The organism is Mesorhizobium neociceri (assembly GCF_013520985.1).
GTDB lineage: Bacteria > Pseudomonadota > Alphaproteobacteria > Rhizobiales > Rhizobiaceae > Mesorhizobium > Mesorhizobium neociceri.
On record NZ_JACDTY010000001.1, the window covers coordinates 751,490 to 771,815 of the forward strand.

Sequence of the window (20,326 nt, forward strand, 5' to 3'; positions counted from 1 at the left end):
GGTCAGGCGGCGCAGCCCGTCAAGGCCGCGCGCTTGCCCGATCTCAGGCGGTCTTGGCGGCGACCAGCGCGTCGATCTTGGCGCACAGGTTCTTCATGACGAAGTAATCGTCGGTCGAAGCCTTGCCGTCATTGACTTCCTGGGTCCACTTTTCCAGCGGCACCTTGATGCCGAATTCCTTGTCGATGGCAAAGACGATGTCGAGAAAATCGAGGCTGTCGATGCCGAGATCGTCGATCGTGTGGCTCTCGGGGGTGATGGTGTCGATATCGATCTCGCTGGTGTCGGCAATGATCTTGGCGACTTTCTCGAACGTGGTGGACAAGGGCTCTTCCTTCGGTTGCGGGCGGAATCTGTCCGCATCTGGTTTGGGCGCTGTCTAATCGGTTTTTCCCGGCAGGAAAAGGCCTGATGCGCCGGGCGCAGATGGGATGGCCTTCCCATAAAGACAAGAAGGGCCGCCCGATAAGCCGGCGGCCCTTCCGATTGACGTTACGTCAGCTCAGTTTTCGCGGAGCTTGACGATGTCGTTGAGCAGTCCGCCCGTCCCGTTGTGGACGGTCAGCCGCTCGACCTTGCCGGCGATGGTTTCCAGAGCCTCGAGCTCCTTCAACCGCAGCATCACCGGGTTTTCGGCCATCACCCTGGCCGTGTTGAGGAGCGAACGCGTGGCGTTCGTCTCCTCGCGGCGGCGGATGACGTTGGCCTCGGCCTGCTTTTCGGCCGAAACCACCTGGTTGAGGATTTCGCGCATCTCGCCCGGCAGGATGACATCCTTGAGGGCGATGTCGCTGACCTCGACCCCGATCGCGGCCATGTCGGCACGGACCTTGGCCGCCGCCTCCTCATCGACCGTCACCTTCTTTTCAAGGATCTGGTCGAGCGTCAGCGCGCCAAGCGTCTTGCGGAAGGCGTACTGCAGGGCGCGGTAGAGGGCTTCGGAGAAGTCCTTCACCGTGCTCACCGCCTTGACCGGGTCGACGACCTGGTATTCGGCGGCGATGTTGACCCGGATCGTCACCCGATCCTTGGTCAGCACTTCCTGCCCGGCGACATCGAGCGACTGGCGCTTGAGGTCGACGACCTTCACCTGAACCATGCGTCCGACGTTCCAGAACGCATGCACGCCCGCGGCCAGCGTGCGCACCAGCACGCCGTCGACGAACAGCAGTCCGGCCTGACCATCGACCACCGGATGGACGAACATCAATTCCGTCTTCCGGGCCTGACCGAGCCGGCGCATCAGCGCCGGGTCGATGGCGAGATCGTTCGCAGTGTCGACCGATGCCACCTTCCACGGACCGGCATCCGTCCACAGCACCAGCTTGCGATCCGGCGCCAGAACGGCATGGAGGTTACCGTCACGCTCGATGACGGCAACATCCGTGCGTCCGGTGCGAACGACGGTGAAATGACGCGCGGCCACATCCGGGAGCTTGTCGAACAACGCCTTCTCGTACGCCGAAACGAATTCCGGGTTCTTCAGATCGTGCCGCGACACTTCCAGGCGTCCGCGCCGGTTGGCGAGCGAATGCTCACCCGGCAGTAGGACAGCCTTGATCTCCCCCTTGTAGAGGGTGAGGGCACGTTCGTTTTCCTTTACGAGGACGCGCTCGCGTCCAAGAACCTTGTCGAGAATAGTCGTCATTGTCTTACTCCTGTCGGGCATGGCCCCATGCGAGGCGTCACGTCATGCGTCGATCTTCCCTTCGTTTCTCGTTTCACTTCGTCGTCGTCCCCGCACGAATGATCCGGAGACCGGGTGGCATCAAATCGTGGCGGACCTTCGGGAGCGGATCGCGGGGCAGCGAAGCGGACGCCGGAGGCCGAAGCCTCCCTTGCCGGCGACACTGCGCCTTGATCATCACCGCGGGCCTGGCCGCGAGCCGATGGCGTCAGATCTTTCGAACCGGCCTTGGCCCGTGGGCTTCGGCGGCTGGTCAGGTCTTCAGCATTCCGGTCCCCGGACCGTTTTTTCAGATAACACCGTGAAAGGGTGGTGGCCTGTCAGCCATTGGAGAAGGATTCGAACCTTCGACCGTCAGATTATGAGTCTGATGCTCTACCCAAACTGAGCTATCCGTGGTGCAGACAGCAGGATTCGAACCTGCGACCTCCGGACCCAAATCCGGCGCTCTCCCCCTGAGCTACATCCGCGATCCCAATCCCCAAAGCGGCGCCGTATACAGGGCGGCAAAGCCGCCTGCACGGGCGGAGACGAAAGCTCCAACCGTTGTGCTCGCTTCGGTTTTCGTGACCGGGAGCGCGCCTATAGACCCTGCGACGGGTTGTCGCAAGCGGCATTGTGGCGGCTTCTTTGCGGCTTCTTTCGGCGGTGGTATTTCGGCAACAGTGCGCGGGGGCTGACAGGCTGCTCAGAAGGTGACGCGGCCGAGCACGCGCAGGCCGTCGCCTTGCGGTTCGACCACCACCGCTTCGCCTTCGCGCGGCGACACTCCGGTCAACGCCTGGATGTTTTCGAGATGCGTGACCATGACCAGATTGTCGGAACCGGAATAGGCGCGGATTTCCTTCATCACCGCGTCGAGCTGTGCCGCCTTCTCGATCGGATCGTTCTTCAGGAGGTCGAGCGGTGCAAAAAGCTCCGGTTCCGCTTCGAAGGCGATGCGGGCGGTGTCGAGGCAGCGGCAATAGCGGCTGGACAGCACGCGCTCCACCGGGGCGGAACGAGCGCCGAACAAGGCGCCAATCTTGTTTGCTTGCTGCTTGCCGCGTGCCGACAGATTGACCTGGGTCGCACAGTTGCCGATGTCGAAATTGGCGGGGTCGGTGGTGCCGGTGACCAGCGCATGGCGAAGCAGCACGACACGGCCGCCGTCCCGCAGCAGCGCCCAGCCGGCGTCCGTCGCATGGGCGACGGCAGGGACGGCAAGCAGGAACAGCGCCAGCAAAAATCGAATCATCGAAACCTTTCCGGGAGCCAGATGTCGGCTCCGGTTGTTCTGATATAGGGACCTGAAAGCCGGCACAAAGACAAGCGAAAGGCAGACGCTCCGCCGGTAGCTTCACTTTTTCGCCATCTGCTTCTTCGCCAGATCGATCTTCTGGTCGGTGAGCGGGATGGGGATCGTGTAGCCGGCTTCGGTAAAGCCCTGCTTGGCGTTCTCGAAGAATTCGATCGCCTTGAGATATTCCGGCTTGCCTGCGCCATAGCTGGCGCGGTTCCAGTGGACGTCACCGAGATTGTTTTGCTCGAAGGCCCACTGCAGTGGCTGACTTTCGCGCGTAAACACCTTCAGCGTCGCCGTGAACGCCGCCTCGGCGTCATTGAGATATTTGTCGGTCCGCTGGAGATTGCCGAGATTAAGCAGGCTCATGCCGATGCCATTTTGAGCATTGGCCCAGTCGACCGGTGCGGCCTCGATGGTGAGTATTTCAAGCGCTGCCCGCCGCGCCGCAATCGAATCCTGCAGGGTCTTGGGATCGGAATTGCTCATGCTCAGCCAGTGCAGCGTCGAGCCCAGGCCAGCCTGGGCCAGTGCCCATTGCCGCGGATTCGTCTCGCGCTTGTATTCGCGCAACGCATTGCCGTAGGCGTCGACCGCAGCGCTGTAGTGCTCGGGCTTGTCGGTCACGCCGCCCAGCAGCTGCAGCGTGTTGCCGAGATTGTAGTAGCTCATGGCCCAATCTTGCGGGAATTTTCGTCGGACATAAACCTGCCGGGCGGCCTGGAAGGCTGCCGCCGACTGTTCCAGCTTGGCCGCATCACGTGTCCGCTGGCCAAGCGTCTGATAGATCGAGCCGAGATTGTTCTGCGCCGAGGCCCAGTCCATCGGGAAGCGCTGGCGGGTGAACACGGTCAGCGCGTCGTCATAGGCGGAAGCTGCTTCGTCGAGCGTAGCCGTGCCCATGTCGTAGCGGGCGACGCCAGTGAGTGCATTACCGAGGTTGAGCCGGCTGGTGGCCCACGACACCGGGAAGGTTTCGCGGGTTCGCACTTCGAGTGCGGCGCGGAACGCGGCGGCCGCCTCACTGATCTTGGCCTTGTCGTTGAGCTGGATGCCGAGCGTCACCAGCGTGTTGCCGAGATTGTTCTCGACCATCGCCCATTCCACGGGGGCTTTCTCGCGCGTGTATTCCTCGAGCGCGAGCCGGTAGGCGGCTTCCGCGTCCTTCAGATGCTCGCCGGCGGGCTCGCGTTCGGAAAGGGCATAGAGCGCCAGGCCGAGATTGTTCTGCGACGCGGCCCAGTCGAGCGGCAGCTTGTCGCGCGGACGCTTTTCCAGTGTGGCGCGCATTGCCGCCACCGCATCGTTCAGGAGCTTGGGATCGCTTTCGCGTTCCCCAATCTTCAAGAGCACGTTGGCCAGGTTGTTCTGCGCCGCAGCCCAGTTGCGATCATCTTTCTCGCGCTCGAAGACGGCAAGCGAATCGCGGAAGATATGCGCCGCCTCTTCCAGATGCGCGGTCTCGGTTTCGCGTTCGCCGATGGTTTGCAGCACGACCGCCATGTTGTTGCGAGTGATTGCCCAATCGCGATTCTGTTCACCGTTGGGGATGAAGTTCAGGATGACATGATAGGCCTCGATGGATTGTTGCAGGGCATTGAGGTCGCCCGTGGCGTAGCCAAAAGCGTTCAGCGCCTCGGCTTCCTGGTTCTTGTAGTTCCAGCGCAGCTTTTCATCCCACTTCTCGACCAGCGAGAACGCCTTGGCATAGTCGTTGGCGGCGGATTTGTAGTCGAAGACCAGTGCCGCGGCGTCGGCGCGTTTGGCGTAGACGGCGGCGTCGGCGATGCGCTTTTTCCGAAGCAGATCCTCGGCCTGGTCGACTGCACCGCTGTTTTGCTCGACCCGGGCGACAGCGTCATCAAGGAATTTACGGGCCGTCACCATGGCGCCCTGGCTGATGGCCTTGTCGGCCGAGGCGACGAGGCGCGAGATTTCGGGATCGTCGGTGCGCAGCGCCGCGCGTTCGGCCATCATCTTTTTCAGGCGCTCGGCCTGGCCGTCCAGCACCTTCTGCAGGTCGTTCGGATCTTCGGGGATCTTTTCCGTGCCGAGCGCCTTGAGCACGCCATAGAGCGCATCGAGCGGCACGTCGTCCTTGAGCGAGGCCAGCTCCACCTGCGCCCGCTTGGGGTCGGGCAGGTCGGAAATGGTCAGCAGCAATTGCCGCCGCTCGCCAGTGATCAGCCCGTCATCGCCAGTCGGCTCCGGTGGCGCGACGCCGAAATAGAGCAGCCGGCGCAGGCTCTCGCTGACCCATGGGCGCTGCTTCGCCTTGGTGTCGAGATAGACCTCTTCGGTCACCATGCGCATGACCGAACCGAATTCGGTGCCCTTCATCGCCGTGAGATGACGCAGCAGCGCCGCAGCGTAGGGGCTGTTTTCGCCGGCGGCGCCGTCGAGCGCCGGGCGGCCCGGTTCGGCGGCAAAGCCAACCACGGTGCCGAGGCTGGCATCGTCCACTGAGGCATTGGCGAGCGCCTTGGCGCCGCGCATCGGTTCGAGCCCGCCGGCGCCGATGGGCTCGGCGGAGGCCGTCGGCCCTAGGCGCACAACTGCATCTGGCGGAAACGGATTGGTGCGGCAGGCATCGAGCAGCACGATCGTCACCGGCACGGTCTTCTTCAACTCAACCATGACGGCCGAAATCGGCACCAGCGCCTCACCGGCATTCTTCAGCGACGACACGTCGGCGTCGACCGGCACCAGATAGTTCTCGCCGCCGGCTTCGATGCCGTGGCCGGAATAATAGATGAAAGCGACGTCGGCGCCTTCTGCGTCCTCGACAAACCGGTCGAGGTCGCGCTTCAGCTTGGCGGCGTCACGATCGGTGACGTTGCGGGCATCGAAGCCGAGGTCGGTCAGCATCTTGGCCATGTCGCGGGCGTCGTTGGCCGGATTTGCAAGGGCGGCGATATGGTCGTATTTCGACTGGCCGATGATCAGCGCCACGCCCTTAAGGCTTTTGGTTTCGGCAGCCTGAACCGCTGATACGGCAAGGCAGAACAGCACGGCGACGAGACGCGTCAGCCGCCGGACACAATTGCCATTTGAAGTGCCGACAAAGGCCATTTGTCGTGTCGTCCGCCCGATGATCCAAACCCTCTATAAGCCTGCCAGCCGACGATGATCAAATTCGGGCGCGATTGCGCCGCGACCATGGCTCGCTTATCCCTCGGGAAATGTCTGCACTTACCGAAACCGTCCTCTTCGTCTTCAGCCTCGTCGCGCTCGGCTATGTCGCCGGGTGGACCGGCTATCTCAAGCCGGCGAGCGGCGAGGGGATATCGGAGTTCGCCGTCAACGTGGCTATGCCGCTCCTGTTGTTCCAGACGATGGTGAGGTCCGACTTCCACGGGGTGGCGCCATGGCCGCTATGGTTCGCCTATTTTACGGCGGTCGCCATCACCTGGGCCGCCGGCCATCTGGTCACCACGCGCATTTTCGGCCGGGATGCCCGCGCAGGTGTCGTCGGCGGCGTGTCGTCGGCGTTTTCCAATGTCGTGCTGCTCGGCGCGCCCTTTATCCTCGGCATATTCGGCGCCGATGGCTTCGAGGTGCTGTCTCTGCTGGTCTCGGTGCATCTGCCGATCATGCTGATGGCCTCGATCGTGCTGTTCGAGATATTCGGCCGCGGCAGCGGCGAACCCGTGCATCCTTTGCGCGTTATCCGTCGCTTCCTCAGGCGGCTGTTCATGAATCCGTTGGTCATTGGCATTCTGGCGGGGCTTGCATGGCGCATCACGGGTGCGCCGCTGCCTGATGTAGCCACGCGCCTGGTCGATGCGCTGGCCGGTACGGCGGGGCCGGTGGCATTGTTCGCCATGGGGCTCAGCCTCCGCCGCTTCGGCATTTCGGGGAATGTCAGGCCGGCGCTGGCGCTTTCGGCACTGAAACTCTTCCTGATGCCGGCGCTGGTCCTGGTCTTCGTCTGGCTGCTCGGCCTGCCGCCCTTGACGGCCAAGGTGGCGGTGATGGTGGCCGCGATGCCATCCGGCGTCAATTCCTACCTGATCGCCGTGCAGTTCAACACCGGCCAGGCGCTGGCGTCGAACCAGATGACCATTGCCACCGCCTGCGCCGCTCTCACCACGACTTTCTGGCTGACGGTGGTTGTCCATGTCTTTGGCTAAGGTACGTCGATATTCAGGTGATGCCGGCCTGCGAGCGAAGGCTTCCTGCGCTTCCGGTACTCACGGACCAAATGTCCGCTCCGTTCCGGTTCTCGGAATCCCTCGCTCTCGACTCGGCCTGACCTGAATCTCAACGTACCTTGAACGACATCCGCCAACGGGCTCTCGTCTTGCGCTGGCCCAACCCCTATATGCCATCTTGCAATTGCTTGCGGGGCTTGCCCTCGGTAAAGAGCAGTGGCTCAAAGTCATGAATTCATGACTTGGCGTGCCGGCACCGATGCGCACGCTCATCGATCAAATCCAGCGACGGCCCGTCAGCGCGCCGAACGGAGGCTAGACCATGCTTCAGAAAACCAGCCATTTCATGCGCCAGGCCAATCTCATCAATGGCGAATGGGTGCAGGCCGACAGCGGCCAGACAGTCGACGTCAACAATCCGGCCACCGGCCTCAAGATTGGCACCGTGCCGAAGTCGGGCAAGGCGGAAACCCGCCGCGCCATCGAGGCCGCCGCCGAAGCCTTCAAGACCTGGCGCAAGACCACTGCGCTCGAACGCTCGAAGCTCTTGCGCAAGCTGCATGACGCAATGATGGACAATCAGGACGTGCTGGCCGAACTGCTCACCATCGAGCAGGGCAAGTCGCTGGCCGAATCCAAGGGCGAGATCGGCTCGGCCGCGTCCTACATCCTGTGGTTCGCCGAGGAAGGCCGGCGCACCTATGGCGACGTCGTGCCGTCGCCGTGGGGCGATCGGCGCATCCTGGTAACCAAGGAACCGGTCGGCGTCATCGCCGCCATCACGCCGTGGAATTTCCCGTCCTCGATGCTTGCCCGCAAGCTTGGCCCGGCACTTGCGGCCGGCTGCACCGCCGTGGTCAAGCCGGCCTCGCAGACGCCGTATTCCGGTCTTGCCTGGGGCGCTCTTGCCGAGGAGGTCGGCTTCCCCAAGGGTGTCGTCAACATCCTGACCGGGTCGGCCAGCGAGATCGGCGACGAGATCTGCGCCAACCCGCTGATCTCGAAGATCACCTTCACCGGCTCGACCGAGGTCGGCAAGCTCCTGATCCAGAAATCGTCGGTGACCGTCAAGAAAGTGTCGATGGAACTCGGCGGCAACGCGCCGTTCGTGGTCTTCGACGACGCTGACCTCGATCGCGCCGTCGCCGGCGCCATCACGGCGAAGTACCGCAATTCCGGCCAGACCTGCGTGTGCACCAACCGCTTCCTCGTGCAGGCCGGTATCTACGACAAGTTTGTCGAGAAGCTGGTCGCCGCCAGCAACAATCTCAAGGTCGGTTCGGGCCTCGAAGAGGGTGTGCAGCAGGGGCCGCTGATCGACGTGAAGGCGGTCGAGAAGGTCGAGGAATTCATCGCCGACGCCACGTCCAAGGGCGGCAAGGTTGTCGCCGGCGGCAAGCGCCACGCGCTTGGCGGCTCGTTCTTCCAGCCGACGGTCATCGCCAATGCGAAGCCTGACATGCGCTTCATGAAGGAAGAGATTTTTGGCCCGATCGCCCCGGTGTTCAAGTTCGAGACCGAGGAAGAAGCCATCGCACTCGCCAACGACACCGAGTTCGGCCTTGCCGCCTATTTCTACACCGGAGATCTCGGTCGCGCCTTCCGCGTCATGGAAGGTCTGAAATACGGCATGGTCGGCGTCAATGAAGGCCTCATCACCACGCCGGAAGCGCCGTTCGGCGGCGTCAAGGAATCGGGCCTCGGCAAGGAAGGCGGACATCAGGGCATCGAGGATTATCTCGACACCAAATATGTCTGCATCGGCGGCCTCGGCCTCTAACAGCGTAGACAGATGGGGCAGGCCGCGCGCCTGCCCTTGCCAGACGACATTCAGCCAGCCTAGAGCGGTTCACCGTTTCACGGAAACGTCAAACCGCTCTATTTCTTTGTTTGAAGCATTCCGAGACGGAAAACCGTTTCACACTTTTCCTGGAATTGCTCTAAGTCCATGGATCAACGAACCGACGTTTGGGCACAGCGATGAAGGACGGCGAAGTCTTCGGCACGACGCAGGCGGGCGAACCGGTGCGCCGTTTCACCATCCGGGGCGGCGGCATCAGCGCCAATATCATCGGGCTCGGCGCCATCATCCAGGATTTGCGGCTTGCCGGTCACGATGCGCCGCTGGTGCTCGGCTATGACCGCTTCGAGCCCTACGAGACCGACCGGGCCTTCTTCGGCGCGGTCGTCGGCCGCTATGCCAACCGCATTCGCGACGGCCGCTTCACCATCGCCGGCCAGCGTTACCAGACCGAACGCAATTTTCTCGGCAAGCACACGCTGCATGGCGGTTCGCGGGGCTATTTCCACCGGCCATGGACGGTCTCGCTGCATGGCCGGGACTTTGTCACGCTGACCCTGCACGATCCCGACGGCACGATGGGCTTTCCCGGCGCGCTCGACGTGACCTGCACCTATCGGCTGAAGATCCCCGGCACGCTCTCGATGGAGCTGACCGCCACCTGCGAAGAGCCGACGCTGTGCAATCTGGCGCAGCATTCCTATTTCAATCTCGATGATGGCGGCACCAGTGACATTCTCGACCACCGGCTGATGCTGAATGCCGGCGCCTATACACCGGTCGATGCCGAGATGATCCCGACCGGCGTGGTCAAGCCTGTCGACGGCACGCCTTTCGACTTCCGCCAGGCGCGGCCGCTGCGCATGGAAACGGAAGGCGAGCAACTGCCTTACGATGTCAATTTCTGCCTGGCGTCAGCTCGAGGACCGCTTCACCAGGTGGCGTGGGCGCAAGGCGCCAATTCAGGCGTCGAGATGGAAGTCTGGACCACGGAGCCCGGCCTCCAGCTTTACACCGGTCAGTACGTCGCGCCGACCCCGGGCGGCCTGGACGGGCGGCGCTACAAGGCGTTTTCCGGCTTTTGTCTCGAAGCCCAGGCCTGGCCCGACGCGCCGAACCGGCCCTATTTCCCGCAGGCCACGCTGTGGCCGGGCCAGATCTATCATCAGGTCACGGAATATCGGTTCCGCTTGCCTTGAGGTCTCTTTAGCTGTCGAACGCGGTCCTCAGAACTTCGAACGGCGCCAGCGCGCCGCGCACCTGCACGACGGCGGCGGCGACGCGGTGCGCGCGTTGCACGGCCTCTGCCGGGGCGTGGCCGGCAAGCCGGGCGGCGAGATAGCCGCCATTGAAGGAATCGCCGGCGCCGGTGGTGTCGACGGGGGTGGCGACATGCTGAGCCGGAACCGGCTGCAGGGTTCCGCCAGTGGCGATCAGCGCCGGTTCCTCGCCATTCTTGACGATGACTTCGCCGACCAGTTTTCCCATCCGCTCGGCGGTCACCTGGGGTGCCGTATCGCCAAACAGCATCTGCTCGTCGGGAAAGGTCGGCAGCGCGATATCGGTGACGGCAAGCGCATCGAGGATCGCCGCTTGCGCCTCATCGCGGCTCTGCCACAAGCGCGGCCGGTAGTTGGGGTCGAAGGCGATGCGCGAACCGGCGGCGCGCGCCTTGGCGACGGCTACCAGCAACGTCTTGCGCGCGGCGGCGTCCAGAATTGCCAAAGTGATTCCGGAAAAATACACAAGTGCCTGGTTTTCCAAGCTTTTTGCCAGGGCGGCCGGGTCCGACGCAAGGCGCTTTGCCGCCGCATCGCTGCGCCAATAGGTGAAGGCGCGTTCGGCGCCGGTCAAGGTGATGGCGTAAAGGCCGGGTCGCGCGCCTGGAATGACCGGGCTGGCGCCGACGCCGATGCCGTTTTCGGCGAAGAAGGAAATCTGACCCTGCGAGAACGGATCGTCGCCGAAGGCAGAGACGTAAGTGGCGGGTCTCTCGCCACTCAGCGCGTGCAGCGCCCAAAGCGTGTTGAACGTGTCGCCGGCAAAGCCCATGCGCCAGTTCGGTCCGGCCTGGCCGGACAGTTCGAGCATGCATTCACCAATCGAAGCGACGCCGTCTGTTGCCATAACTCTCCCTCAGGGCTCGGTTTCGGTCCTGTAGCTTTTTGCGGCCGGCAGCGCCATGCTTGGCGGCGGCGGATTTTTGCGCCAGAAGCGTTTTCCCACAGAAGCGGCGGGACGCGAATTGCTTCCCGAGACGTTATGTTTGGAAGAGGAACCGGTTTGGCATCACTATGGCGTTATCTTCTTGCGGGCCTAGGTCTGGCCGCCTTGCTAGCTGGCATACTGGCGATCGTCTATCTGACCGCGCCGCAGTCAGCGCCGGGGCCGGATATTTCGCGCTCGAAGAAAACGGCGAACGGCTTGTTTGTCGCCAGTTTCCAGCCGGAGCGGGGCATTATCAAACAAGGCGAGCTGCAATCCTGGCTGCTGACCCTGAAGACGGTTGCCGGCGCCCCGGTGGAAGGTGCGGCGATCTCGGTCTCCGGCGGCATGCCGCAGCACAATCACGGCCTGCCGACCAGTCCGCAGGCGACCGACTATCTGGGCGAGGGGCGCTACCGCATCGAGGGGTTGAAATTCACCATGAGCGGCGTGTGGCAGTTGCGGTTCGCCATTTCTGCGGCAGCCGGTTCCGATACGGTCGTCTTCAACGTGGTGCTGTGAGCCGATGATCCGCCTGTCGCGCCTTCTGGCACTGGCGGCGGTCTTGCTGGTTGCCGGCTGCGGCAAGCCGCAGTTTTCCGACGCCGAGAAGAACACCATTGCTTCGCTGGCGCTGAACGCTTTGCCGGCGTTGAAGCCGGACACCACCAACCGCTTCGCCGACGTGCCCGCCGCGGCGGCTTTGGGCTCCACTTTGTTTTTCGACCAGGGCATGAGCCATGACGGCAACGTGTCGTGCTCGACCTGCCACAAGATCGACCGACAGTTCCAGGACGACCTGCCGCAGGCCGTTGGCGTCGGCCGCACCAACCGGCGCTCAATGCCGCTGGCCGGCGTCGCGCGCAATCCATGGTTCTTCTGGGACGGACGGCGCGACAGCCTGTGGGCGCAGGCGCTGACGCCGCTGGAAAATCCGCTCGAGCAAGCGGGAAACCGCGCCGCCTTTGCGCACTACATTCAGAAGCGCTTCGGCGAGCGCTATGAGCGCATCTTCGGACCGCTGCCCGACCTTTCGACCGTGCCCGCCAACGCCAGCCCGCTCGGCAACGAAGCCGAGCAAGCGGCGTGGAAGGCAATGACCCCAACCCAGGCTGAGGGCGTCAACCGCGTCTTTGCCAATATCGGCAAGGCGATCGCCGCCTTCGAACGCTCGATCGAACCGGCGCAGACGCGCTTCGACCGTTTTGCCATCGACCTGGCGTCAGGCGCCAAGCCGAAAGGCGATGCTGCGTTTTCACCGGAGGAAATGCTCGGGCTGAAACTGTTCATCGGCAAGGCCAATTGCGTGACCTGCCATAACGGTCCGCGCTTCACCGACAACAGCTTCCACAACACCGGCGTGCCGCCGGTCAAGGACCTTCCGCTGGATCGCGGCCGCTTCGATGCCGTGGCCCAGGTTGAGGCCGACCCGTTCAACTGCTTCGGCGCCTTCCGCGACGGCGATGCCGGCGCCTGCGGCGAACTGCGCTTCATGGTCAAGGCAGCACCCGAACTGGTGCGCGCCTACAAGACGCCGTCGCTCAGGGGAGCGGCAACGCGGCCGCCCTATATGCATGCCGGACAGTTCTCCTCGCTGGAGGAAGTGGTGGCGCACTATGCGAAGGCGGAGGCGAGCGTCGAGGGTACCTCCGAGGTCCATCCGCTGCAGCTGTCGGACCACGAACGCGCGGCGCTGGTGGCGTTTTTGAAGACGCTGTCGGAGTGATGGGGTAAAAGACATCTCATGAACCGAAAAACAATTCCCGTCGAAGACGCTGCCAGGGACTGGTTCAAGGACCCGGAATTTGCCGCTGAATTTGAGGCCTTGGAGGCTGAGTTCGCGACCGTAGAAGCGTTAATTGTTACCGGCGGTGAACTCGATCAGACAGGAGAGTCCTCCGCTACCGGTCTTTAACCGTTTCCATTGCCACGAAGGTCGAGGTCTGGGCGACGTGCGGCAGTGCCGAGATGCGCTCGCCGAGCACGCGGCGGTAGGCGGCGATGTCGGTGGTGCGAACCTTCAGGAGATAATCGAAGCTCGACGCCATCATGTGGCATTGCTCGATTTCCGGCACCGCCTGCACCGCGCGGTTGAAGGCGTCGAGGGCGGCCGAGCGCGTATCCGACAATTTGACCTGGACGAAGGCGACATGGCCTTCGCCCATGCGCTCGCGATCGATGATCGCCTGGTAGCCCCTGATGTAGCCGTCCTTCTCCAGGCGTTTGACGCGTGCCTGCACCGGCGTCTTCGAGAGGCCAACCTTGCCGGCCAGTTCCGACATGGACAGCCGCCCGTCGCGCGCCAGCGCCGACAGGATGTTCTTATCGATGCGGTCCAATTGGTCTTCTGTCACGGATATTATAGTCCATTTGATGACAATTTGATCGCAATGATAGATCGATCAACCTGCTATGTCGATTTCTTTGGACCGGCTGAAAATACGGCGCTGTGCTAGCTTGCGCCATTCGGTCCGGCGACCGCCGGCCCGCTCCCAGATGCTCGCTCCGCAGGGACCGCCATGCCGCTCGACACCATCCGCCAGCAGATCCGCGCCAACTACCTGCCCGACGAAGACGTGGCGGTGAAGAGGCTTGCCGACGCAACCGGGCTTTCCACCGAAGACCGCGATGCGATTTCGGTCCGTGCCGCGGATCTTGTGCGGGCGGTGCGCGGCTCGTCCGATCCCAGGCTGATGGAGGTTTTTCTCTCGGCTTACGGCCTCTCCACCAAGGAAGGCGTGGCGCTGATGTGCCTGGCCGAGGCGCTGCTGCGCGTGCCCGACACCGAGACCATGGACGACCTCATCGCCGACAAGATCGCGCCGCATGACTGGTCGGCGCATTCGGGCGGTTCGAGCTCGATCTTCGTCAATGCCTCGACCTGGGCGCTGATGCTGACTGGTCGCGTGCTCGACGAGGGCGAGGGCGGCATCGAAGGCACGCTGCGCTCGATGGTGCGCCGGTTGGGCGAACCGGTGATCCGCAAGGCGGTTGCCGCCGCCATGCGCGAAATGGGCGAGCAGTTCGTGCTTGGCCGCACCATTGCGGAAGCCGTCAAGCGCGGCAAGGCGATGATCCAGAAAGGCTATCTCTATTCCTTCGACATGCTGGGCGAGGCGGCCCGTACCGAGGCCGATGCGCTGCGCTACCTCAAGGCCTATGCCGACGCGATTTCCTCGCTCGATTCCGGCTCCAACGGTCCCGATATCCGCCAGAACCACGGCATCTCGGTCAAGCTGTCGGCGCTGCATCCGCGCTATGAAGAGGCGCAGAAGGAAAAGATGCTGCCGGTGATGGCCGAGCGGCTGCTGTCTCTGGCGCTGGCCGCACGGCATTCGCGCATGGGTCTCAACATCGACGCCGAGGAGGCCGACCGGCTCGACCTGTCGCTGGATGTCATCGAGCGCGTGCTGTCCGAGCCGGAGCTCGCCGGCTGGAACGGCTTTGGCGTCGTCGTCCAGGCCTATGGCCCGCGCGCGGCCTTCACCATCGACTGGCTCTATGCGCTGGCGAAGAAATACAACCGCAACATCATGGTGCGGCTGGTCAAGGGCGCCTATTGGGACACCGAGATCAAGCGGGCGCAGATGCTCGGGCTTTCCGGCTATCCCGTCTTCACCCGCAAGGCCAACACCGATGTTTCCTACATCGCCTGCGCCAAAAAACTGCTGTCGATGACCGACCGCATCTATCCGCAATTCGCCACCCACAACGCCCATACCGTCGCCGCCATCCTGTCGATGGCCGACAACCGTGACGCTTTTGAATTCCAGCGCCTGCACGGCATGGGCGAGGCGTTGCATGAGACGGTGCGCCACAGCGAAGGCACGCGCTGCCGCATCTATGCGCCGGTCGGCGCGCACTCCGATCTGCTGGCCTATCTGGTCCGCCGCCTGCTGGAAAACGGCGCCAACTCCTCCTTCGTCCATCAGCTGACGGACGAGGATGTAGAGCCGGAAGATATTGCGCGTGATCCGCTGGAAACGGTCGAGAGCCAGGGTCCGGCAGCCAATCCGGCAATCGCTCGCCCGGCGACGATCTTCGGCACTGGGCGTCGCAATTCGAAGGGGTTCGACATCACCGATCCGGTGACTCTGGCGGCGATCGACAAGGCCAAGGCGGCCTTCGCCGGGCCCGAGCGCTGGCATGCCAAGCCGATCACCCGCGCCGCCGGCTACGGCAAGCAGCGCCCGGTGGTCAATCCAGCGAAACCTGCCGAAATCGTCGGCACGGTCGCCGAAGCCGCTGCCAAGCAGGTCGCGACGGCCGTACGCTTTGCGGTCGAGGCGCAGCCGGCCTGGGCAAAGCGTCCCGTCGCCGAGCGCGCCGCCATCCTCAACCGCGCCGCCGATCTCTATGAGGCCAATGCCGTCGAGTTCTTCGCGCTTGCCACAAGGGAAGCCGGCAAGTCGCTGGCCGACGGCGTCGCCGAAGTGCGCGAAGCCGTCGACTTCCTGCGCTATTATGCGGCCGAAGCGGCGAACAACGAAGCGGGCACCGAGGCGCGCGGTGCCATTGTCTGCATCTCGCCATGGAATTTTCCGCTCGCCATTTTCACCGGCCAGATCGCGGCAGCGCTGGTCACCGGCAATTCGGTCATCGCCAAGCCGGCCGAGCAGACGCCGCTGATCGCCTTCCGCGCCGTCGAACTGCTGCGCGAAGCCGGCGTGCCGGAAGATGTCATCCAGCTTCTGCCCGGCGACGGCCCGTCGGTCGGCGGACCGCTGACTGCCGATCCGCGCATTGCCGGCGTCTGCTTCACCGGCTCGACCGAGGTTGCCAAGCTGATCGAGAAGCAGCTGGCCGAAACCGCCGCGCCCGACGCCATGCTGATCGCCGAGACCGGCGGTCTCAACGCCATGATCGTCGATTCCACCGCGCTACCCGAACAGGCGGTGCGCGACATCCTGGCGTCTGCCTTCCAGAGTGCCGGCCAGCGCTGCTCGGCGCTACGCGTGCTCTACGTGCAGAAGGACGTCGAGAAGAAGATGCTGGAGATGCTGAAAGGCGCCATGGAGGCGCTCACCATCGGCGATCCCTGGCAGATTTCGACCGATGTCGGTCCGGTCATCGACGATGAGGCGCAGACTTCGATCCGCGACTATTGCACCACGATGGGTCTGCAGGGCCGGCTGATCGCCAAGCTCGAGGCGCCTGGGGATGGCCGCTTCGTCGCGCCGCATGTGTTCCGGGTCAAAGGCATCGAGGAGATGGAGCGCGAAGTGTTCGGGCCGGTGCTGCATGTCGCGAGTTTTGACGCCGACGGGATCGACGCCGTCATCGCCGCCATCAACCGCAAGGGCTACGGCCTGACCTTCGGCCTGCACACCCGCATCGAAGGTCGCGTCCAGCATTTCGTCGACGGCATCCATGCCGGCAACATCTACGTCAACCGCAACCAGATCGGCGCTGTCGTCGGCTCGCAGCCCTTCGGCGGCGAGGGGCTTTCAGGCACCGGGCCGAAGGCCGGCGGTCCGCACTATCTCCGCCGTTTCCGCAAGGGGCCGGAGGCCGGCACCGAGATTGCCGAGGGGCACAAGGTGACGGCAACCGAACTCGCCGACAACCTGCCCGATCCGACGCTTGGCGGCTGGTCGACGCGGCCGGACCGCATCGCCATTTTGAGAAAGCATCTGCGCGGCAAGGGTGCGGCAGCGATCGGCGCTGCCGCCGGCATCGATTTCGGCCAGGTCGACCTGCCCGGCCCGACCGGCGAGGCCAACACGCTGTCGCTGTCACCGCGCGGCCGGGTGCTGTGCCTCGGGCCGGACGCCGACACGCTGCTTGCGCAGGCGATCCAGGCGCTGGCCGCCGGCAATGCGGTGCTGGCCGTGGCGCCGGGCGCGCCGGCAGCACTGTCGGCGCTGACCGGCAAGGGGCTGCCGCTCGCGGCCATAGATGGCCGGCCCGATCCGGTCGAGACGCGTTCGCTGCGTGTCGATGTGGTCGCCTTTTCGGGCAAGCCGGAAGCGGCCCGCATCGTGCGCAAGGTGATCGCCAATCGGACCGGCCCGATCGTGCCGCTGGTCAGCGAAGTGCTGAACCCGGCGGCCTATGCGCATGAACGAGCCGTCTGCGTCGACACCACCGCTGCCGGCGGCAATGCCAGCCTGCTGGCCGCGGCGTAGAGGACTTTTCGTGGCTCGCTTGTCTGCGTCGGATTGTAAGCGTATGCGCTGATATAGACAGCAACTCGAGCGGCCACAGCCAAACAGATGGAAGAGAAGTCCCCACCGTTTGAGCTGCCGCGCGTTGGTGTGGTCATCACCTGTCACAACTATCGCGTCTATGTCGAGGATGCGATCCGTTCGGTATTGGCGCAGACTTACCGGAACTGGGACTGCGTCATCGTCGACGATGCCTCGACCGACGGCTCGGCCGAGCATGTCCGCCAGCTTCTCCAGTCAATCGACGATCCGCGCCTGCGTCTCTTGGTACGGCCGCAAAATGGCGGCCAACTGGCTGCCTTCCGCGACGGCTTTGCCGCTGGTGACGCGCCTTTTGTGACGTTCCTCGACGCCGACGATGTCTGGCTGCCGAATTTTCTCTTGGCGCATATTTCAGCCCATCTCAATGCAGTGCGCTCTGCGGCGCTGTCCAGTTCAGACGTGTTCCTGGTCGATGGCGACCGAACATTGCTGGGCGGCACCTATGTCCTGTTGCGCAAGCCGCGTCCGAAGCCGGATGGCCTCGGGACCATCATCCCAGCCGGCAAGCAGCTTGGCGAGATGGCGCCCAAGCTCGCCTATGCATCGGATCATCCGGTCACCTATTTTGGGCCAGGGGTCTATGGCTGGATGTGGGCGCCGACATCATCGATGGTTTTCAGGCGTGGCGCACTGGAACCGGTTCTGGCGTTCCCCTTCAAGACCAGGATAGGGACCGACTATCTGGCCGCGACATGCGCGCATCTGTCGGCCGGCAGCCTGCTCTTGTCGGAATGTCTCGGCCTCTATCGCCTGCACGGCGCCAACGCATCCGCCGGTGTCTCCCATGCCGGAGGCCACGTGCAGCAATCGGCGGCCTATCGTACGCATGAGATTACGTTGGGTACGGATGTTCTCGACTATGTGCTTGCCAGTGCGGATCGGCTCGGTGCCGTCAATGGCCGCGATTTCCTGCCTGGATTCCTGGCGCAGCACATCAGGCGGTTCGGCCGCCTGGGAGATGATCCGCGCGTGACGCCTTTTCTGGATCGCAGAAGCCGGTTGCGACGGCTGCGCAAACGCGTCACCCGCTCTTTGCGGCGATTGGTCGGTCGGGCCTGACAGTGGGCAGCCTCGAATGCGGCTGCCTGAGGCTAAATATTTCAAGCACCTTCGACGACCGAAAAGCCTTCGAACTGGGGATGGCCGAGATAGTGCACCTTCGAGGTGCCGGTGTTGCGGTGGGCGGCGCGAAAATTCTCGGATTTGGTCCAGGCGACAAAATCCTCGTGGCTTGCCCATACCGTGTGCGAGGCAAACAGCGTGTAGCCCTCGGTCTCGTTGACCGGGCCGCGCAGCAAGTGGAATTCCCTGAAGCCTTTCATCTCCGACAGGCTGGAATCGCGGTTCTTCCAGACATCCTCGAAGGCGGTCTCCGAGCCGTTCTGGACCTTGAAGCGGTTCATGGCGATGTACATTGGCGTCCTCTCGAATTGGTGGATAGCATCTGGCGAAGGTGCTTAAAACGGACCGATCCGCGCCCTGAACACCCAGCTTGATAATCCGGTCTCGGGTGGAATGGGCGGGAACGGGGCCTGCTGGCGCACCAGTTTCAAAGCGAATTGGTCAAGCTCGGCAGACCCTGAACTTTCGGCAAGCTGCAAGTCGCTGATGCTGCCATCGGCCATGACGACGAAAACGACCCTGGCATTGTTGCGAGCCTTCTCTTGAATCTTTTTCGAAACGTGGCGGTTGGCGCGGACAAGCTTGTTCTGAACTTCAACGCTATAGCCGGATTCCATCGCATTGCCGGCCGCGCCCTGTTTTTCGCCTTTGCTGGCAACCGCCGGTGCCTCACGCTCTTCGCCATCTGCCGTGCCGCCAGTCTCTCCCGATATGGGTGCGCTTGGCCTCTGGCTTGGGACCGGTGGCCTTTCGGCGGGCAAATCAACAGCAGGCTTATCGGCTGGCGGCGCTTCTGAACTCTGCGTTTGAACGGCTGACGGGGTCGACGTCTCAGCCTCTGGGGCAACACTTTGATCATTCGGGATGGCGGCCGTCAGTGGATATGGAGCGACGGTTGCCTGTTCGGCGGCTTCCGGCGCAGACTTGGGCGCCGCCGGCGTCTTTATGGGTTGAGGCGCCTCGGTTGGCGGCACGGGTTGAGCGGCCTCGGGTTTGGCCGGCTGCGGATCGGCCACCAGGGTAACATCGATCGCGTCAGGTGCCGGGTTTTTCAAAGCGGTGCCGAGGACGTCGGCGCCCAATTGATCGGTGCCTTCGGACTGTATTGCATCCCCGGTATCGAACGTCCCGGCGGGTGCGATCAGGAACGCTGCCGCAGCGGCGACATGGAGCAGGCAGGAGGCGATGATCGCCACGGTCCATTTGCGGTCCGCGGCCGATGGCTGCGCAAGCGACTCGGCCAGCGTAATCGCCGGTTCGTTGCCGGCGTCGGGGAGGGGGGTGATGTCCTGCATGTCTCGCGGCGAGACCTGCCGCGAGCGGGGTGGGATTGTCAAATCAAGATCGGTTGCCGGCCATGACGGTGGGCCGGAGACGGGCCGCGCCGAACTATCTTGCAGGAAGGCGCGATGCAGTCCCACCTCAGACGCCGAATGCGATACCGGTCTTGGTCTGCGTCTTCAGGCCGCGCATGCAGGCACCCGGCTCGATACCGGCGCCGGCGCATTCGGTGGCGCTGTTGATCAGCACGCGGCTGAGTTTGGTGCAGTCGGTGCCGGCGAGGTCGAAGCGGGTCACCTTGGTCTTGCCGGCCGGCAGGTCCTTGAAGTCGAGCACACTCAGACGGTCGACGACGCCGACCTCGTTGAACAGCGCGATTTCGAACGCCGCCTTGGAGAGATCGGCACCCAGCGCATTGTTGACGACAAAGGTCAGGCGGCAGCCCTTGTCGGAGGGCTGGACGGCGTTGAACTCGAGGCTGAGTTGCGGAGCCGGCGCGGACTGCGCCCACGCCGGCACCAAGCCAAGCGACATCGCCAACGTCGAGGTCAACAGACGAAGCGATGTCGTCAAGCGTATCATGGG

17 protein-coding genes and 2 tRNA genes are annotated in these 20,326 nt (G+C 63.6%); 8 read left to right on the forward strand and 11 right to left on the reverse strand.

From position 1 onward, the window contains the following. Positions 1–43 precede the first annotated feature (43 nt). From H0241_RS03475 to H0241_RS03500, 6 genes are all read right to left on the reverse strand, one after another. On the reverse strand, positions 44–325 hold the full coding sequence (locus tag H0241_RS03475) for an acyl carrier protein (RefSeq protein ID WP_181056006.1): 282 nt from the start codon (positions 323–325) through the stop codon (positions 44–46). Between the two features lie 177 nt (positions 326–502). Next, a complete protein-coding gene (locus H0241_RS03480; protein ID WP_181056007.1) occupies positions 503–1,648 on the reverse strand; it encodes a slipin family protein in 1,146 nt (381 codons plus the stop codon). Between the two features lie 367 nt (positions 1,649–2,015). Continuing rightward, a tRNA-Met gene (locus H0241_RS03485) sits at positions 2,016–2,082 on the reverse strand. Between the two features lies 1 nt (position 2,083). Beyond that, a tRNA-OTHER gene (locus tag H0241_RS03490) sits at positions 2,084–2,157 on the reverse strand. 218 nt (positions 2,158–2,375) lie between these two features. Then, entirely contained in the window at positions 2,376–2,924 is a 549-nt protein-coding gene (locus tag H0241_RS03495) for a histidine phosphatase family protein (protein WP_181056008.1), read from the reverse strand. 102 nt (positions 2,925–3,026) lie between these two features. Further along, on the reverse strand, positions 3,027–6,041 hold the full coding sequence (locus tag H0241_RS03500) for a caspase family protein (RefSeq protein WP_181056009.1): 3,015 nt from the start codon (positions 6,039–6,041) through the stop codon (positions 3,027–3,029). A gap of 110 nt (positions 6,042–6,151) precedes the next feature. Here H0241_RS03500 and H0241_RS03505 point away from each other — a divergent pair, with 110 nt between their 5' ends. From H0241_RS03505 to H0241_RS03515, 3 genes are all read left to right on the forward strand, one after another. Beyond that, complete coding sequence (locus tag H0241_RS03505; protein WP_181056010.1) at positions 6,152–7,102, forward strand: AEC family transporter; 951 nt, start codon at positions 6,152–6,154, stop codon at positions 7,100–7,102. Between the two features lie 343 nt (positions 7,103–7,445). Continuing rightward, entirely contained in the window at positions 7,446–8,903 is a 1,458-nt protein-coding gene (locus H0241_RS03510; RefSeq protein ID WP_181056011.1) for an NAD-dependent succinate-semialdehyde dehydrogenase, read from the forward strand. 200 nt (positions 8,904–9,103) lie between these two features. Then, positions 9,104–10,123 carry an aldose epimerase family protein gene (locus H0241_RS03515; protein WP_181056012.1) on the forward strand — a complete coding sequence of 340 codons (1,020 nt, stop codon included), beginning with the start codon at positions 9,104–9,106 and terminating at the stop codon, positions 10,121–10,123. A gap of 7 nt (positions 10,124–10,130) precedes the next feature. Here H0241_RS03515 and H0241_RS03520 read toward each other — a convergent pair whose 3' ends face one another. Continuing rightward, on the reverse strand, positions 10,131–11,051 hold the full coding sequence (locus H0241_RS03520) for a sugar kinase (protein WP_181056013.1): 921 nt from the start codon (positions 11,049–11,051) through the stop codon (positions 10,131–10,133). A 156-nt stretch (positions 11,052–11,207) separates the two neighbouring features. On the opposite strand from H0241_RS03520, the gene H0241_RS03525 reads away from it, so the two are divergent. The 3 genes from H0241_RS03525 to H0241_RS03535 are packed head-to-tail and all read left to right on the forward strand — an operon-like array spanning position 11,208 to position 13,044. Continuing rightward, positions 11,208–11,651: a FixH family protein gene (locus H0241_RS03525; RefSeq protein ID WP_181056014.1), complete on the forward strand. Its 444-nt coding sequence runs from the start codon at positions 11,208–11,210 to the stop codon at positions 11,649–11,651. A 4-nt stretch (positions 11,652–11,655) separates the two neighbouring features. Beyond that, entirely contained in the window at positions 11,656–12,855 is a 1,200-nt protein-coding gene (locus tag H0241_RS03530) for a cytochrome-c peroxidase (RefSeq protein ID WP_181056015.1), read from the forward strand. A gap of 18 nt (positions 12,856–12,873) precedes the next feature. Beyond that, entirely contained in the window at positions 12,874–13,044 is a 171-nt protein-coding gene (locus H0241_RS03535) for a hypothetical protein (RefSeq protein WP_181056016.1), read from the forward strand. On the opposite strand, the gene H0241_RS03540 is transcribed toward H0241_RS03535, so the two are convergent. Continuing rightward, complete coding sequence (locus H0241_RS03540; RefSeq protein ID WP_023739069.1) at positions 13,031–13,483, reverse strand: Lrp/AsnC family transcriptional regulator; 453 nt, start codon at positions 13,481–13,483, stop codon at positions 13,031–13,033. The two genes, H0241_RS03535 and H0241_RS03540, sit on opposite strands and share 14 nt — an antisense overlap. Positions 13,484–13,648: 165 nt before the next feature. On the opposite strand from H0241_RS03540, the gene putA reads away from it, so the two are divergent. Next, entirely contained in the window at positions 13,649–17,257 is a 3,609-nt protein-coding gene (gene putA / locus H0241_RS03545) for a bifunctional proline dehydrogenase/L-glutamate gamma-semialdehyde dehydrogenase PutA (RefSeq protein WP_181056017.1), read from the forward strand. Positions 17,258–17,344: 87 nt separating this feature from the next. Then, complete coding sequence (locus H0241_RS03550; protein ID WP_181056018.1) at positions 17,345–18,397, forward strand: glycosyltransferase; 1,053 nt, start codon at positions 17,345–17,347, stop codon at positions 18,395–18,397. 41 nt (positions 18,398–18,438) lie between these two features. On the opposite strand, the gene H0241_RS03555 is transcribed toward H0241_RS03550, so the two are convergent. From H0241_RS03555 to H0241_RS03565, 3 genes are all read right to left on the reverse strand, one after another. Continuing rightward, positions 18,439–18,753, reverse strand: a complete 315-nt coding sequence (locus tag H0241_RS03555) for an antibiotic biosynthesis monooxygenase family protein (protein ID WP_023714379.1) — start codon at positions 18,751–18,753, stop codon at positions 18,439–18,441. 42 nt (positions 18,754–18,795) lie between these two features. Next, positions 18,796–19,755: an energy transducer TonB family protein gene (locus tag H0241_RS03560; protein ID WP_181056019.1), complete on the reverse strand. Its 960-nt coding sequence runs from the start codon at positions 19,753–19,755 to the stop codon at positions 18,796–18,798. 127 nt (positions 19,756–19,882) lie between these two features. Then, positions 19,883–20,323, reverse strand: coding sequence for a hypothetical protein (locus H0241_RS03565; RefSeq protein ID WP_181056020.1), 441 nt, complete (start codon positions 20,321–20,323; stop codon positions 19,883–19,885). Positions 20,324–20,326: the final 3 nt, after the last annotated feature.